General features: G+C 72.1%; 14 protein-coding genes. 9 read left to right on the forward strand and 5 right to left on the reverse strand.

The window, feature by feature from the left end; all coding sequences use genetic code 11:
- From ABZS58_RS06640 to ABZS58_RS06655, 4 genes are all read right to left on the reverse strand, one after another.
- Complete coding sequence (locus tag ABZS58_RS06640) at positions 1 to 1,437, reverse strand: hypothetical protein (protein ID WP_354778317.1); 1,437 nt, start codon at positions 1,435 to 1,437, stop codon at positions 1 to 3.
- A gap of 145 nt (positions 1,438 to 1,582) precedes the next feature.
- Entirely contained in the window at positions 1,583 to 1,816 is a 234-nt protein-coding gene (locus ABZS58_RS06645; RefSeq protein ID WP_354778319.1) for a hypothetical protein, read from the reverse strand.
- A complete protein-coding gene (locus ABZS58_RS06650) occupies positions 1,813 to 2,901 on the reverse strand; it encodes a type VII secretion target (protein ID WP_354778321.1) in 1,089 nt (362 codons plus the stop codon). The genes ABZS58_RS06645 and ABZS58_RS06650 overlap by 4 nt, the downstream gene beginning before the upstream one ends.
- Complete coding sequence (locus ABZS58_RS06655; protein ID WP_354778323.1) at positions 2,898 to 3,842, reverse strand: LysR substrate-binding domain-containing protein; 945 nt, start codon at positions 3,840 to 3,842, stop codon at positions 2,898 to 2,900. Before ABZS58_RS06655 ends, ABZS58_RS06650 begins: the two co-directional genes overlap by 4 nt.
- 72 nt (positions 3,843 to 3,914) lie before the next feature.
- On the opposite strand from ABZS58_RS06655, the gene ABZS58_RS06660 reads away from it, so the two are divergent.
- The 5 genes from ABZS58_RS06660 to ABZS58_RS06680 all read left to right on the forward strand — a co-directional run bounded on the left by ABZS58_RS06660 (position 3,915) and on the right by ABZS58_RS06680 (position 8,782).
- Entirely contained in the window at positions 3,915 to 4,631 is a 717-nt protein-coding gene (locus ABZS58_RS06660) for a succinate dehydrogenase cytochrome b subunit (protein WP_354778325.1), read from the forward strand.
- Positions 4,628 to 6,565 (forward strand): fumarate reductase/succinate dehydrogenase flavoprotein subunit, encoded by a 1,938-nt coding sequence (locus ABZS58_RS06665; RefSeq protein ID WP_354778327.1) that lies wholly within the window; start codon positions 4,628 to 4,630, stop codon positions 6,563 to 6,565. Before ABZS58_RS06660 ends, ABZS58_RS06665 begins: the two co-directional genes overlap by 4 nt.
- Positions 6,565 to 7,311, forward strand: a complete 747-nt coding sequence (locus ABZS58_RS06670; protein WP_354778329.1) for a succinate dehydrogenase/fumarate reductase iron-sulfur subunit — start codon at positions 6,565 to 6,567, stop codon at positions 7,309 to 7,311. Before ABZS58_RS06665 ends, ABZS58_RS06670 begins: the two co-directional genes overlap by 1 nt.
- 357 nt (positions 7,312 to 7,668) lie before the next feature.
- Positions 7,669 to 8,334, forward strand: a complete 666-nt coding sequence (locus ABZS58_RS06675; RefSeq protein ID WP_354778331.1) for a hypothetical protein — start codon at positions 7,669 to 7,671, stop codon at positions 8,332 to 8,334.
- A 139-nt stretch (positions 8,335 to 8,473) separates the two neighbouring features.
- Positions 8,474 to 8,782 (forward strand): hypothetical protein, encoded by a 309-nt coding sequence (locus ABZS58_RS06680; RefSeq protein ID WP_354778333.1) that lies wholly within the window; start codon positions 8,474 to 8,476, stop codon positions 8,780 to 8,782.
- Here ABZS58_RS06680 and ABZS58_RS06685 read toward each other — a convergent pair.
- A complete protein-coding gene (locus ABZS58_RS06685) occupies positions 8,779 to 9,795 on the reverse strand; it encodes an alcohol dehydrogenase catalytic domain-containing protein (RefSeq protein ID WP_354778335.1) in 1,017 nt (338 codons plus the stop codon). The two genes, ABZS58_RS06680 and ABZS58_RS06685, sit on opposite strands and share 4 nt — an antisense overlap.
- Before the next feature lie 28 nt (positions 9,796 to 9,823).
- On the opposite strand from ABZS58_RS06685, the gene ABZS58_RS06690 reads away from it, so the two are divergent.
- The 4 genes from ABZS58_RS06690 (at position 9,824) to ABZS58_RS06705 (ending at position 15,061) form a co-directional block, all read left to right on the forward strand.
- A complete protein-coding gene (locus ABZS58_RS06690) occupies positions 9,824 to 11,542 on the forward strand; it encodes an IlvD/Edd family dehydratase (protein WP_354778337.1) in 1,719 nt (572 codons plus the stop codon).
- Between the two features lie 461 nt (positions 11,543 to 12,003).
- Positions 12,004 to 12,537 (forward strand): hypothetical protein, encoded by a 534-nt coding sequence (locus ABZS58_RS06695; RefSeq protein WP_354778339.1) that lies wholly within the window; start codon positions 12,004 to 12,006, stop codon positions 12,535 to 12,537.
- A gap of 446 nt (positions 12,538 to 12,983) precedes the next feature.
- On the forward strand, positions 12,984 to 13,187 hold the full coding sequence (locus tag ABZS58_RS06700) for a hypothetical protein (RefSeq protein WP_354778341.1): 204 nt from the start codon (positions 12,984 to 12,986) through the stop codon (positions 13,185 to 13,187).
- A gap of 50 nt (positions 13,188 to 13,237) precedes the next feature.
- The gene (locus ABZS58_RS06705; protein WP_354778343.1) at positions 13,238 to 15,061 is read left to right on the forward strand and encodes an exosporium protein; all 1,824 of its coding nucleotides are present in this window, start codon (positions 13,238 to 13,240) and stop codon (positions 15,059 to 15,061) included.
- The last annotated feature ends 48 nt before the right edge of the window (positions 15,062 to 15,109 follow it).

The raw sequence follows: 15,109 nt of genomic DNA on the forward strand, positions 1-15,109 counted from the left end.
CTAGAAGAAGCAGTCGCCCCAGTTGAACGGGTTGAAACAGCGTGTCCAGGACTTCTTCTGCTCCGGCTGCGGGGGTGGCGGCGTGTCCTGGGTCGTTTCCCTGGCGTGCACCTCGAAGCCGTTGCCGCGGGCGGGCACGGCGTTGGCGAACCAGTCGGCGACCAGGTCACCGATGTGCCACAGGACGTCGTTGGCCAGCTGGATGCCGTTGAGCACCGGCCCGGCGCGCTTGAGCAGCTCACCGGCCGCCGCGAGCCGGTCCAGCTTCTTCTGCGGCACGTCGGACGGCTTGCTTTCGCGGAGCACGGCCGAAATGCACGTGAACACCGCTTTGGCCGGCTCCCACAATGTGCCGGTCGAGCGGTTGGTGAGCCGTTGCCCGCCGTCGGGGACGACGCAGCGCCGGAACAGGTCGGGTGCCTTTCGGACCGCGCCCGCGATATCGGCGATGATATCGAGCGGCTCCAGCAGATAGAAGGCGAGATCCGCGCCGACGGTGAGCACCGAAGGGCCGATGTGATAGACCGCCGCCGCCTTCGGATCCATGTGCCGGATGGTGACGGACGCGCGGGTCAGCGGCGGCAGATAGATCTCGTCGTCGTCCATGGTGGCGTCGACGAGGGCGGCCAGGACGGTGCCGACGGTGCTCGGGATGTCCTCGCGGCCCGCTCTGGTGACGGCGTCGCCGAAGCGCACCACCTGACCGTAGGGGCGGTTGTTGACCAGCTCGATGTCCAGGGCGTCACCGTCGGACTGGGCGCAGGCACGGACGGCGGCGTTGTCACCGGCGGAGACACCGTCGAGGGAGCCCACCCACTCCGGCCGGTTGCCGTGGCACTTTGGTGCGGGGGCGCGTTTGCCGAGGGCCTCGCCGAAGCGCTGGGCGAGCCTGTCGCCGAAGCCGCCGAAGTCCCAGCTGAACGGGTTCCACCAGGAGAAGTGCCTGATCAGCGCGACGATCATGTGCCGCGTCTCGTCGTAGGTCGCGGTCTGCGGCACCCATGACCGGGTGGCCTCGTCGTAGGTGGACACACCGAACCAGACGGCCGGGTCGACGCCCGCCGGCACGACGGAGACGTCGACCGGCAGCTCCAGGGTCAGCACGCCGTGGATCGCGTCCGGCGGGTCGGAGATCAGCTCCACGGCCTGGCCGAGCAGCCGCATGCCGGTGTGCTGCCCGTCCGGCTGGGCGGCGGAGACCCTGGCGGTGACCTTGGCGTCCGCCGCCATCGCGCCCGGCGGGATGATCAGCCGCCCGCCGCCGGGCAGGCCGACGATGCCGGCCTCTTCCGTTTTCCCGTGCGCCACCGTGTACACGAGCAGACTCGCGAGGATCACGGCCGCGGCGGCGGCGGCGATCACCCACCTGCGCCGGAATCGATCCAGCCGGTGCGCGGTCAGCCGGAGTTTGTCCAGGAGGAATGCGACACGCACCATGACTCCTCAATTCCTGAGCAGAATGTGCACGGCAATACGTGAATGGCATTCGCGGATATATTCAACCCCGCGACGTCATCATGCCCGGGGCGTCAAGAATTGCAGTCAGGGCCGATCCCTGAATGCGACCCCTAGGGGATGCCGGTTACTGACGGACAGCGCGACCGGGCGGCTCGCCCGGGGCGTGCTCCACGTCCTGCGCGGCGGCGGTGAGGGCGGCCTCGAAGGCCGGGTGGCCGGCGGCGGCGCGCAGGGTCGCCTCGCCCGACAGGACGGCCGCGGCGAACGCGTGCAGCGGGTCGTCGGCGGGCCGCAGCTCCCGCAGGCGCCGCAGCACCGCCGCGACCATCGGATCGCCGGCCATCGGGTCGCCGGTCATCGGGGGACCGCCGGGTGGTGATACGGCTCGACCGACGGCAGCCGGGTCGCCTCGGCGCCCGCCCGCACCGCCTCGATCTGCGCGGCGAGCAGCCGGATGGTGGTCTCGGCCACCCCATACAGCCGGGAGATCTCCTGATAGAGCCTGTACGCCTGCCACGTGTAATACGCGGCGGCCGCATAGCCGGTGAGGGCGCCGACGCCGGTCTCGATCGTGGCGGTGCCGACGATGCCGGCGACGTTGACGATGATGAGCGCGTCGATGAGCTGCCCGACGAGGTTGCCGGTCGCCGCATACAGCTGCCGGCACGCGTCGACGGCCATCGGGTAGAGCCGCGCGTATTCGTCGCAGGCCGGGCCGAGCGCGGTCGCGGCACCGCCGAGCAGCAGCTGGAACTCCTGCTCCGCCTCGGCGGCCCGGCCGCGCCAGACAGCCGTGACGTCGGCGGCGCCGGTGATCAGGTCGCCGCCGGTCGCGAGCGCGGCGGCGCCGATGTGCGGCCACGCGTGCATGCAGTGTTCGTAGGCGCGCCAGTCGCCGCTGTAGGCCGTCAGCCATGGCTCGAACGGGTCGGCGCCGAAGAGCCACACCGCGACCTGCCGGATCCAGGCCGCCGGGCTCAGCAGGTCGGTGAGCGGGTTGAGCGTGAACACGTCGGTCTGCGACTCGTAGGCGGGCGGCGTCAGGACGACACCCGCATGGGCGAACGGAGTGCGCGACGGCAGCAGATCGGGCCGTGACTGGTGCAGCGTCCCGTGCAGCCCGCGCGGATCGGCGGCGCCCGGAAAGGTGGCGTCCATCGCGGCGGCCGCCGCGTGGTCGGCCGACGAGTAGCCGCCGGCGGCCCGGCCGACCTGCGCGGCGGCGCCGTCGCTCAGGTCCCGCAGCCGGCCCAGCGCGCCGGTGACCCGCCCGAACGCCTTGCCGTGCGGATCGGCGACGAGCATCAGCAGGCCGCGCCGGTCCCAGCTGAGCGTGCAGTGCCGCCGCGTGTAGTCCAATGTGTCGCGGGCGTCGCCGCCCGCCCCCGCGAGCATCCCGCTGAGCGCCCGCAACCCGCTCGGATCGACGAAGAAATCGTTCACCCCGGCCTCCCCCTGACCTCGGATGCCGGGGACTCTAGCGCTTCCACGCGCCGCACCCCGGGCGTCTGCACGCTCTGTTCCAGCAGCATCGCGCGCAGTGCCCGCGCCGCGTGGGACAGCACCGCGCCGCGCGGGTTGGCCAGCGCGATGGTGCGGTGCACGCCGGGCGCGGCCAGGGCGGTGGCGCGCAGCAGCGGCCGGTTGACCAGTGCCATGCTGGGCACGAGGGCGACCCCGAGACCGGCCTCGACGAACGCCAGCACCGCGTCGAGCTCCCCGCCCTCGACGGAGTAGTGCGGCGTGAACCCGGCCCGCCGGCAGGCCTCGATGGTGACGTCGCGCAGGTCGTACCCGATGCGGAACATCACCATCGGGGTGTCCCGCAGATCCGTGAGGGTCAGCGAATCGGGCAGCGGGTGGACGGACGCGACGACCAGGTCCTCGCGGAGGATCGGCACCACGTCGAGCGCCGGGTCGGTGCCGTGCGCGGACGCGACGATGAGCGCCAGGTCGAGCTGGTGCGCGACGAGCCCGGCGACGAGGTCCTGCGAGCCGCCCTCGTCGACGTGCAGGGCGATGTCGGGGTGGGCGGCGTGGAAGCGGCGCAGCACCGCGGGGACCAGCGACGTGCACAGGCTGGGCGTGGCGCCGAGCCGGACCCGGCCGCGGCGCAGCCCGACGACCTCCTGCACGGCTTCGCGGGCGGTGTCCGCGTCGGCGACCATCCGCCGCGCGAGGGGCAGGAGCGTCTCGCCGGCCGTGGTGAGCATGACGCCGCCCCGGGACCGGTCGAACAGGGGTGCGCCGAGCGTGCTCTCCAGGGTGTGAATTTGTTTACTCAGTGTCGGTTGGCTCACCCCGAGCGCCTCGGCGGAACGCGTGAAATGTCCCGATTCCGCCACTGATACGAAGTATCGAAGCTGTTGGAGCTGCACCTTCATAGCGTACGGCTATCGTCACTGCGTACATGATGCATTGGACGAATGAAAACGGCGGTCCTTACCGTCGATTCCGTGGCGGTAGATACAGCGGTCAAGCCGGTCCAGTCGCCGGCGAGGCCCAAGAAGCGCAGGTCATCGGTCGGCCTCAAGCTGCTCATGGCCGGCACCGGCCTGCTGCTCGTGCTGTTCCTGTTCGCGCACATGGCCGGCAACCTGAAGATCTTCGTCGGCGCCGAGGCGTTCGACCACTACGCGCACTGGCTGCGCGACATCGGCACACCGCTGCTGCCGCACACCTGGTATCTCTGGATCCAGCGCGGCGGGCTCACCGTCGCCGTCGTGGGCCACATCGCGGCGGCCGTGATCCTCGCCCGCCGGGCCAGGCTCGCCCGGCCGGTCCGCTACGCGCACCGGCCGAAGGTGCAGGGCAGCTACGCGGCCCGCACGATGCGCTGGGGCGGCGTCATCATCCTGCTGTTCGTCGTGTTCCACATCCTCGACCTGACCACGGGCACCGTGAACCCGGTCGGCGACGCCCAGCACCCCTACGCCAACGTCGTCGCGGACTTCGCGCCGGCGCGGTGGTACGTGACGCTCTTCTACGCCCTCGCGATCGTCGCCGTCGGCTTCCACCTGCGGCACGGCATCTTCAGCGCGCTGCGCACCCTCGGCCAGCAGACGCCACGCGGTGAGCGCCGGGCCCGCGCGATCGCCCTGGTGCTGTCCCTGGTCCTCGTCGTCGGCTACCTGTCGGTGCCGTTCGCCGTCACGATCGGAGCCATCAAGTGAACTACTGGACGCTCGGTGACCCGATCGCCGACACGGCCGCGCCCGACGGGCCGATCGAGACCCGCTGGGAGCGCCGCCAGTTCGGCGCCAAGCTGGTCAACCCGGCCAACCGCCGCAAGCTGACCGTCATCGTCGTCGGCACCGGCCTCGCCGGCGGCTCCGCGGCCGCGACGCTCGCCGAGGCGGGCTACAAGGTGCGCTCCTACTGCTACCAGGACAGTCCGCGCCGCGCCCACTCGATCGCCGCGCAGGGCGGCATCAACGCCGCGAAGAACTACCGCAACGACGGCGACTCGGTCTACCGGCTCTTCTACGACACGGTGAAGGGCGGCGACTTCCGCGCGCGGGAGTCCAATGTGTACAGACTGGCGCAGGTCTCGGTGAACATCATCGACCAGTGCGTCGCCCAGGGCGTGCCGTTCGCCCGCGAGTACGGCGGCCTGCTGGACAACCGCTCCTTCGGCGGCACCCAGGTGTCGCGCACCTTCTACGCCCGCGGCCAGACGGGCCAGCAGCTGCTGCTCGGCGCCTACCAGGCCCTGGAACGGCAGATCGCGCTCGGCAACGTCGAGATGCACACCCGGCACGAGATGCTCGAGCTCATCGTCGTGGACGGCAAGGCCCGCGGCATCGTGGTCCGCGACCTCGTCAGCGGTCAGGTGAGCACCGAGTTCGCCGACGCGGTCGTCCTCGCGTCCGGCGGCTACGGCAACGTGTTCTTCCTGTCCACCAACGCGAAGGGCTGCAACGTCACCGCGTCGTGGCGGGCGCACCGCAAGGGCGCCCTGTTCGCCAACCCCTGCTACACGCAGATCCACCCGACGTGCATCCCCGAGTCCGGCACGCACCAGAGCAAGCTCACGCTGATGAGCGAGTCGCTGCGCAACGACGGCCGCGTCTGGGTGCCGGTCCGCGCCGGCGACGACCGGGTCGCCTCCGACGTCCCGGAGGACGAGCGCGACTACTACCTGGAGCGCATCTACCCGTCCTTCGGCAATCTCGTCCCGCGCGACATCGCCTCCCGCGCCGCGAAGAACGTCTGCGACGAGGGCCGCGGTGTGGGCCCCGGCGGGCTCGGCGTCTATCTCGACTTCGCCGACGCCATCGCCCGCCTCGGCCGCGACGCCGTGGAAGCCAAGTACGGCAACCTGTTCGAGATGTACGAGCGGATCACCGGCGACGACCCGTACACCACCCCGATGCGCATCTATCCGGCCGTGCACTACACGATGGGCGGGCTGTGGGTCGACTACGACCTGCAGTCGACGATCCCCGGCCTGTTCGTGGTGGGGGAGGCCAACTTCTCCGACCACGGCGCCAACCGGCTCGGCGCGTCCGCGCTCATGCAGGGCCTCGCCGACGGCTACTTCGTGCTGCCGAACACCATCAACGACTATCTGGCGGCCGGCCCGTTCCCCGCGCTCTCCGAGGACCACCCGGAGGTCGTGGCCGCGAAGTCCACTGTGGACGCCCGGCTGGGACAGCTGCTCGCCGTCGACGGGGACCGCACCGTCGACTCGTTCCACCGCGAGCTCGGCCACATCATGTGGGAGTACTGCGGCATGGAGCGCACCGAAGAGGGCCTCACCAAGGCGATCAGCCTCATCCGGTCGCTGCGCGAGGAGTTCTGGACCCGGGTGAAGGTGCCCGGCACCGGCGAGACCCTGAACCAGAACCTGGAGCGCGCCGGCCGCGTCGCCGACTTCTTCGAGCTCGCCGAGCTCATGTGCGTCGACGCGCTGCACCGCGCCGAGTCGTGCGGTGGGCACTTCCGCGCCGAGAGCCAGACCCCCGACGGCGAGGCCCTGCGCCACGACGACGAGTTCTCCTACGTCGCCGCGTGGCAGTTCACCGGCACCGGCGAGGCGCCAGTGCTGCGCAAGGAAGCCCTCGACTTCGAATACGTCCACCCGAGCCAGCGGAGCTACAAGTAATGAACCTCAAGCTGCGCGTCTGGCGCCAGACCGGCCCTTCCTCCCGCGGTCGCATGGTCACGTATGACGTCTCCGACATTTCGCCCGACGCCTCCTTTCTGGAGATGTTGGATGTACTGAACGAGCGGCTGATCCTCGAAGGCGACGAGCCGATCGCGTTCGACCACGACTGCCGCGAAGGCATCTGCGGGATGTGCGGCATGATGATCAACGGCGTGGCGCACGGCCCGTCCCGCGCCACCACCACGTGCCAGCTGCACATGCGGCACTTCAAGGACGGCGAGACCATCGACGTCGAGCCGTGGCGCGCCGCCGCGTTCCCCGTCGTGAAGGACCTCGTCGTCGACCGCGGCGCGTTCGACGGCATCATCCAGGCCGGCGGCTACATCAGCGCCCCCACCGGCGCCGCCCCCGACGCCCACGCCACCCCGGTGCCGAAGGCCGACGCCGACGCCGCCTTCGAGGCCGCGACCTGCATCGGCTGCGGCGCCTGCGTCGCCGCCTGCCCCAACGGCTCCGCGATGCTCTTCACCGCCGCGAAGGTCGGCCACCTCGGCCTCCTCCCGCAGGGCCAGCCGGAGCGCGACACCCGCGTCGTCGGCATGCTGCAGGCCCACGACGACGCAGGCTTCGGCGGCTGCACGAACACCGGCGAATGCACCACCGTCTGCCCGAAGGGCATTCCCCTCACCCTCATCGGCCGCCTCAACTCCGACTACCGCAAGGCCGTCACGAAGCGCGGCTGACGATCGCCTCCGCGGAGCGGCCGCCCGCCTCAGGGAACACCGCGAAGAACGCCACCGGCGAGCCCGACCAGGGGCCCGAGGTCCGGCCGCACCGACAACGGCGTCGGTGCGGTCTCCGGGAGCAGCCCGCACAACGCCGCGAGCATCACCGTGGGACGCCAGGGACTCGAACGCCGGAGACCGCCGAGGCCAAGGGCGCGGGCCTGTTCGTGCCGTACTACCGGGCGCTGCTGAACCTGAACCCTTAGGGGGCCGGATTCAGTGCAGGCTCAGTGAGGAACCCGCATGTGCCGCCCGCAGATCCGGGGGAGGCTGAGGACCTCGGCCGTCCGTGGCCGTCCGCTCGGGAGGACGACGATGCGTGCTGTTCCCACCGTCATCGCGGTGCTGCTGCTGGTGTCCGTCGCCGGTTGCGGGTTCGGCCCGCGGGAGACCGCGTCGCGGCAGTACACCGTCGAGGAGCCGGTGACGGGTCTCGTCGTCACCGGCGACACGATGAACGTGACCGTCAAGTCCGGCGAAGGGCCCGTCACGGTCGTGGAGCGGCACCGCTGGCCGAGCGGCGGCACCGAGCCGGTCACGTCGCACCGCACGGAGGCGGGCCGGCTGGAGCTGACGTCCACCGGCTGCCGGCACTGCGACGTGACACTCACGGTGACCGTGCCGGCCGCGACCCGCACCGAGATCACCGTCGACACCGGCAAGCTGACCCTGCGCGACCTGTCCGGCGACACGACCGTCTCCGTCGACACCGGCGACGTCACCGGCTCGGGCCTGCGCGGCGCCTCGTACCGCGTGGTCGTCGACACCGGCCGCGTCGAGCTGCGCCACACCACGTCCCCCACCGATCTCGTCGCCGACGTCGACACCGGCGAGGTCGACGTCCGCGTGCCGGGCGACGCCTCGTACGCGATCCGCAGCGACCGCGGCCTGTCCGACGTCGGCGTCACCCGCGACCCGTCCTCCCCGCGCACCATCACCGTCAACGTCGGCACCGGCCACGCCGTCGTCCACCAGACCTGACCGAACCGGCGGTGGCCGAGACGTGTCCCGCCCTGGCGTTGCGGGCCAGCCATGACGAACAGCCGCAAGGGGACCGGCCGGCTGCGTCACCGACGCGGAGAAGGGCGGCCCGACGCTCGGCGAGGACCAGGCGAAGCACGTGCTGTGCCGGTACGGCGCCGTCGGCCTGCACTTCGTGCGGTTCAAGACGCATGCGGACCGCGACAGCTCGCGGACGGACCGTGCGAGGCCCAGCGTGTCCTCGGTGACCCCGGCGCCCGGCCAGACCCCGCCGGGCCCGAAGACCTGCGGCTCCGGCGCGTCCGGCGAATACGTCGAGTACGCGCTGACCGGCAGCGACGAGCGGCCCCTGTGCGGCATCTGGTGGAACGTCTCCGCGGGCGACGCCGGGTTCTGCATGGAGGCGCTGTGCAAGGAGGCGCTCGACCTGTGGCTGCGCCACAGCTAATCCAGCGACGGGTCGATGTGGACCTTCGGGGCGGCGCCCCACGCGGCCGGGCGGGAGCCTGACAGCGCGGACGCCGCCTCCGACAGCCCGATCGTCGCCGCCACCAGGGGGCGCGGGTCGACGGCGCCGGAGGCGTAGAGCTCCACGGTGCCCGCCAGGCCGCCGGACGCGCTGAGCACCCCGACGGCGGTCACGTCCTTCAGCGCGAGGGTCCGCGAGTCGAGCAGGCTCGGCGTCCCCGACAGTCCGATGTAGACGACCCGGCCGCCGGGCTCCACCAGGTCGAGCGCGGCGGCCGGCGACGTCGCCGCGTTGGAGGCGTCGACGACCGCGTCCCACCGCAACGCCGGCAGCGTCGCGGGAGTCCACACGGCGCCGCAGCCGAGGCCACGGGCGAAGCCGACCGACGCGTCCGTCACGCCCAGCAGGTGCACCTCGGCGCCCCGCGCGGCGGCGATCTGCGCGACGAGCAGCCCGATGGTGCCGGGCCCGATGACGAGCAGCCGGTCGCCGGGGGAGAGGGCGGCGCCGCGGACGGCACGCAGCGCGTTGCCGCCGGGCTCGACGAGGGCGCCGAGCGCCGGCCCCACCTCGTCGGGCAGCGCCTGCAGGGCCCGGGCCGGCACCAGGAGCCGCTCGGCGAGGGCACCGGGCCATCCGTTGCGGATCCCGATCTCATGCCTGTCCGCGCAGAGGTGCTGGCGGCCACCCGTACATCTGCCGCAGCCGCCGCAACCGAGCATGGTGTCACCCGTGACGCGCCTGCCGACCCAGCGCCCGTCGACGCCGGGCCCGGCGTCGCGGACCACGCCACACCACTCGTGCCCGATGCGGATCGGATATCGGGCCTGGCCGTCGTGCAGGTAGGACATCTCACCGGTGAAGAACTCGACGTCGGTGCCGCACACGCCGGCCCGCTCCACGTCGACGACGACCTGCCCGGCGCCGGCGACCGGCTCGGGGACGTCCTGGACCTCGGAGCTGTGGGGGCCGATGATGACGAATGCGCGCACGGGCTCCATCTTCCGGGAAGCAGGTGCCATGGCAGAACTGCGCAGTGCACAGTGGTACGCGGGCGACGACCGCAACGCCTACATCCACCGCGCGTGGATGCGGCGCGGCCTGCCCGGCGACGCCCTGGACGGCAGCCGCCCCCAGATCGCGATCGCCAACACCGCCTCCGACCTCACCCCGTGCAACCGCCATCTCGACGAGGTCGCCGACCACGTCGCCCGCGGCGTCTGGGAGGCCGGCGGCGTCCCGCACAACCTGCCGGTCGTGTCCCTCGGCGAGACACAGGTCCGCCCGACCGCCATGCTGTGGCGCAACATGGCCGCGATGGCGATCGAGGAGATGCTGCGCGCCAACCCGATCGACGGCGTCGTCCTCCTCGGCGGCTGCGACAAGACGATCCCCGCGCTGCTCATGGCCGCCGCCTCCGTCGACCTGCCCGCCGTGGTCGTCCCCGGCGGCCCGATGCTCACCGGCACCTTCCGGGGCACACCCCTGGGTTGCGGCACCGACGTTTGGCGGCTGTCGGAGGAGGTACGCGCGGGGACCCTGTCCGCTCAGGGGTTCCTGGACTCGGAGTCCTCGATGATCCGCAGCCGCGGGCACTGCAACACGATGGGCACCGCGTCGACGATGGGGCTGCTCGCCGAGGCGCTCGGGATGACCCTGCCCGGCACCGCCGGCATCCCCGCCGCCGACAGCCGGCTCCTCGTCCGCTCCCACGCGTCGGGGCGCCTCGCCGTCGAGCTCGTGCACGCCGGCCGCCGGCCCAGTGCCGTGATGACCGCCGGGTCCTTCCACAACGCGATCGTCACCCTCGCCGCGACCGGCGGCTCGACCAACGCCGTCGTGCACCTGCTCGCGATCGCCGGCCGTCTGGGTGTACCGCTGAGCCTCGACGACTTCGACCGCATCGGCGCCGATGTGCCGCTGCTCGTCGACCTGCAGCCGGCGGGGCGCTTCCTGATGGAGGACCTGTACCGCGCGGGCGGCCTCGCGGCGGTGCTCCGCTCGGTGCTGGACCTGCTGTCCCCGGCGGCCGTGACCGTGACGGGGGCGCCGCTGGTCGACTCGCTGGCCGACGCCGCCGTCTTCGACGAGTCGGTCATCCGCCCCCGTGCCGCGCCGCTGCTGCCCAACGCGGGCATCGCCGTGCTGCGCGGCAACCTCGCCCCGCTGGGCGCCATCATCAAGCCCGCCGCCGCCTCGCCCGCCCTGCTGCAGCACCGCGGCCCGGCGCTCGTCTTCGACTCGATCGAGGACTTCCACGCCCGCATCGACGACCCTTCGCTCGACGTCTCGGAGTCCACGGTCCTCGTCCTGCGCGGCTGCGGCCCGAAGGGCTACCCGGGCATGCCCGAGGTCTCGAACATGCCCCTGCCGGAGAAGCTGCTGCGCGCCGGCGTCCGGGACATGGTCCGCATCTGCGACGGCCGGATGAGCGGCACGGCGTACGGCACCGTCGTGCTGCACGTCGCCCCCGAAGCCGCCGCGGGCGGCCCCCTCGCCCGCGTCCGCACCGGCGATATGATCGTCCTGGACGTCGCGGGCCGCACGCTCACCGTCGACGTGCCCCAGGCCGAGCTGGACGCCCGCCCGCCGTCGCCCGCGCTGCTCGCCGGTCTGGCCCGCCCCGCCCGCGGCTGGGAACGCCTGTACGTCGACACGGTGCTGGGCGCTGACACCGGCGCGGACTGCTCCTTCCTGCTCGGCTCGTCCGGCCCCCGGGTGAGCCGCGAGTCGCACTGACCGCATTCACCCGCCGTCTCGGCCGTCTCGGTCGCTGCCGCCGGCTGCGCGCCACCGGCGGCACCGGCCCGCCGGTCACGTCCGCCTCGGCGGGGTTCCTGATGATCCGGAAGAGTTTGTGCCGCTATGACGACATGAAGTCTTCCGGATCATGGAAAATAGGTTGGTGTCGATGGCTAGACCGGGGAGTACCACGGTTCGGGCGGTGATCTTCGGCCTGACGGGTTCGACCACATGACGAATTCGGGGCGTGGTGTGGGGACGGCGTTGTTCGCACACCACCGACGTGGACACGACCGGTCCGCCGGAGGTCGAGCTGTTGCGCGTGATCGCCGCGGAGCCAGGGTGCAGTCAGCAGTCGGTCGCGGGGGCTCACCCCGGGTGTACATCCCGGCTACCGTCAGCTCGGCGGCAGGCGCGGGCGCTGACTCGGGGCGGTGCATCCACTACGGTCTACGACCATGACCGCACCACAGCGCACCGGGTTCTCGTCGGCAGGCATGGGAGCCCGTGTCGTCGCCCTCGTCGGGGCCCTCGCCGCGGTGCTCGCCATGAGCATGCCGTGGGCCAGTGAGGACAACACGGGCGTCGCCGAGTCCGGTCAGACGCTGCTGCTGCGCGGCGGCGTCGAGTGGACCGGCTGGGGCATCTACGGCGCGAGCCGGCTCGACGGTCACCGGCCCGTGTCGCTGACCGTGGCGATGATCCTGATCGCCGGGACGGTGCTGGTCGCGATCGCCGCGTGGGTCGCGTTCGAGCGGACCAGCCGCCGGTGGCTGCCGCCGGCGACCGCCGGCGCGGCCGTGCTCATGCTGATCGTGAGCTTCCCGGGGCTCGACGGTGTCAACGGCCGCTTCGGCACCGGTCACATCACCACGACCGAGTTCGGCATCGTCGTGTGGCGGCTCGCCGTCGCCGCGGTCGCCCTCGGCTCGACCCGCCTCGCGCTGCTGCAGGAGGACGCGGCGGCACCGCTGCGCCCGGACCTCACCTGACGCGTCAACGCCGCATCACCGCTGTGTGACCGCTGGGTGCCCGCTGAGTGGGTTTTTGCCCCGGTACGTCCAGCTTCTGTCACTCCCCGTAATCGGCTCCAAGCGGTGCGGCAGGGGGTGTCATCCGACCGGGCCGGTGGGGTGCCACTCGGTTGCTGACAACCTCGCCGCACCTGGGCGGCTACCTTAAGTGGACCAGCCACGCAGGCTGGCGGGAAGCTTAGATCCACCGGGCGTCTTTGGTCGCCGATCGGCCCGGTGGGGAGCCAGTGGCGAAACCGGACCCGTTTTCAGGTGACTACCGCGGGAGAACCGGTGTGCGCATCCACGCGCCCTCAGGCGCAGCAATGAATCGCTGAACCAAAGCCATTCCCATTCTTTGCCCTCGACATTTCGAGGGTTTATCGAGCATGCCGTGCTGCGGCCTGGAACCGGGGGTCTTTTCCGTGCTGAAGAACGCTGCGATCGGATTCGGCGCCGCGGTTGTCGCGGTGGCCCTGGCCGCCGTGATCTACCTGGCCGCGGCGCACCGGACGCCCGCCGCCGACGCCGGGGTCGTCTCCCGGCCGGCGAGCCGCAGCGAGCTGCAGCCGCCGCCGAAGCCGCAGCAGCTGAAGCCGTCCGAACGCGTCGTCGTCACCGGCAAATAGCGAAGCAAGTCGTCACCGATACAGGTACCGCCCAGATTTAGGAGAACTGCGTGTTCCGCTCGAAGAAGCAGAAGATCGCCGCCATCGGTGCGACCGCCGCGGCCGTGCTCGTCGGTGTCGGCTCCGCCGCGTTCGGTGCCATTCCCGCCAGCAACACCGGCGTCATCACCGGCTGCCGCGACAAGAACACCAGCGCGCTGCGGGTCATCGACTACCAGTCGGGCACGCGGTGCCGCAACAGCGAGCAGATGGTCCAGTGGAACCAGAAGGGTGCGACGGGCGACAAGGGCGCGACGGGCAGCACCGGCGCCGTCGGCGCGCCCGGCGCCACCGGTCCGAAGGGCGCCACCGGCGCGACTGGTGCCACCGGCGCCGCCGGCGCGAAGGGCGCCACGGGTGCCACCGGAGCGACGGGCGCCATCGGCCCGATCGGCGCGACTGGTGCCACCGGCGCCCAGGGTGCCAAGGGTGAGACGGGTGCCGCCGGCGCCAAGGGCGAGACGGGCGCGGCAGGTGCCCAGGGTGCCAAGGGCGAGACCGGCGCCGCTGGCGCCGCGGGTGCCCAGGGCGCTCAGGGCGAGAAGGGTGAGACGGGCGCCGCGGGTGCTCAGGGCGAGAAGGGTGAGACGGGCGCCGCGGGTGCTCAGGGCGCTCAGGGTGAGACGGGCGCTGCCGGTGCGCAGGGCGAGACGGGCGCTGCCGGCGCGCAGGGTGCGAAGGGTGAGACCGGCGCCCAGGGCGAGACCGGTGCCGCCGGCGCGCAGGGTGCCCAGGGTGAGAAGGGCGAGACCGGCGCCCAGGGTGCTAAGGGCGAGACCGGCGCGCAAGGTGCCCAGGGCGAGACCGGTGCCCAGGGTGCCAAGGGTGAGACCGGCGCGCAAGGCGAGACGGGTGCCCAGGGCGCGCAGGGCGAGAAGGGCGAGACCGGTGCCCAGGGCCTCCAGGGCATCCCCGGCGTCAACGGCAAGGACGGCGACCCCGGCCCGAAGGGCGACAAGGGTGACACCGGCGCGCAGGGCGAGACGGGTGCCCAGGGCACGCAGGGCGAGAAGGGCGAGACCGGTGCCGCTGGCGCCGCCGGGTCCGCCGGCACGGTCGGTGCCCAGGGCGAGCAGGGCCTCCAGGGAATCCAGGGTGTCCAGGGCATCCAGGGCATGCCGGGTCTGAGCGCCTACGACCTGGCCCTGGCCAACGACCCCACCATCGGCACCGTGCAGGAATGGCTCGCCTCGCTGGTCGGCGTGAACGGCGTCGACGGCAAGGACGCGTACCAGCTCGCGGTCGACATGAACGCGTTCTCCGGATCGCCGGAGGAGTGGCTGGTCTCGCTCAAGGGCAAGGACGGCGTCAACGGCGCCAAGGGTGAGACCGGCGCCGCCGGTGCCGCGGGCACTCAGGGTGCGGCCGGCGCCCAGGGTGCGCAGGGCCTGCAGGGCCCGGCCGGTGCGGCCGGAGCCAGCGGCACCAACGGTGCGACCTGGCTCACCGGCGCGGGCGTCCCGGCGGGCGCGAACGGCGCGGTCGGTGACCTGTACCTCGACACCGCCACCGCCAACGTCTACAAGAAGACGGCCGCGACCACCTGGACGCTGACCGCGAACATCAAGGGCGCCACGCCCGCGGTCACCCAGACCACCGCGACCAAGTCCGGCTCGGTGACCATCAACAGCGGCAGCTCGTCCGGCACGCTGAACGTCACCTGCGACAACGCCGGCATCGCGATGCTCGGCACCTGGAGCGAGACCGGCAACGGCAACGTCGCGCTGAGCAGCGGCAAGCAGTCGACCGACGGCAGGACCTGGCAGTTCACCTTCTCGCACAGTGGCAGCTCGAACGTCGTGACCGGCCTGGTCACCTGCGTCAGCTTCAGCTGAACCACCCCGCGGAGCGGCCCCGGCGGACACGTCGGGGCCGCGCCCATC

It is taken from the genome of Dactylosporangium sp. NPDC005555 (assembly GCF_040605635.1).
Taxonomy (GTDB): Bacteria; Actinomycetota; Actinomycetes; order Mycobacteriales; family Micromonosporaceae; genus Dactylosporangium.

Excerpts from the sequence above, each read along its gene's own strand:
- ABZS58_RS06670 (WP_354778329.1), top strand. The coding sequence starts at position 6,565 with ATGAACCTCAAGCTGCGCGTCTGGCGCCAGACCGGCCCTTCCTCCCGC.
- ABZS58_RS06655 (WP_354778323.1), bottom strand. The coding sequence starts at position 3,842 with ATGAAGGTGCAGCTCCAACAGCTTCGATACTTCGTATCAGTGGCGGAA.
- ABZS58_RS06695 (WP_354778339.1), top strand. The coding sequence starts at position 12,004 with ATGACCGCACCACAGCGCACCGGGTTCTCGTCGGCAGGCATGGGAGCC.
- ABZS58_RS06640 (WP_354778317.1), bottom strand. The coding sequence starts at position 1,437 with ATGGTGCGTGTCGCATTCCTCCTGGACAAACTCCGGCTGACCGCGCAC.
- ABZS58_RS06690 (WP_354778337.1), top strand. The coding sequence starts at position 9,824 with ATGGCAGAACTGCGCAGTGCACAGTGGTACGCGGGCGACGACCGCAAC.
- ABZS58_RS06645 (WP_354778319.1), bottom strand. The coding sequence starts at position 1,816 with ATGACCGGCGACCCGATGGCCGGCGATCCGATGGTCGCGGCGGTGCTG.
- ABZS58_RS06675 (WP_354778331.1), top strand. The coding sequence starts at position 7,669 with ATGCGTGCTGTTCCCACCGTCATCGCGGTGCTGCTGCTGGTGTCCGTC.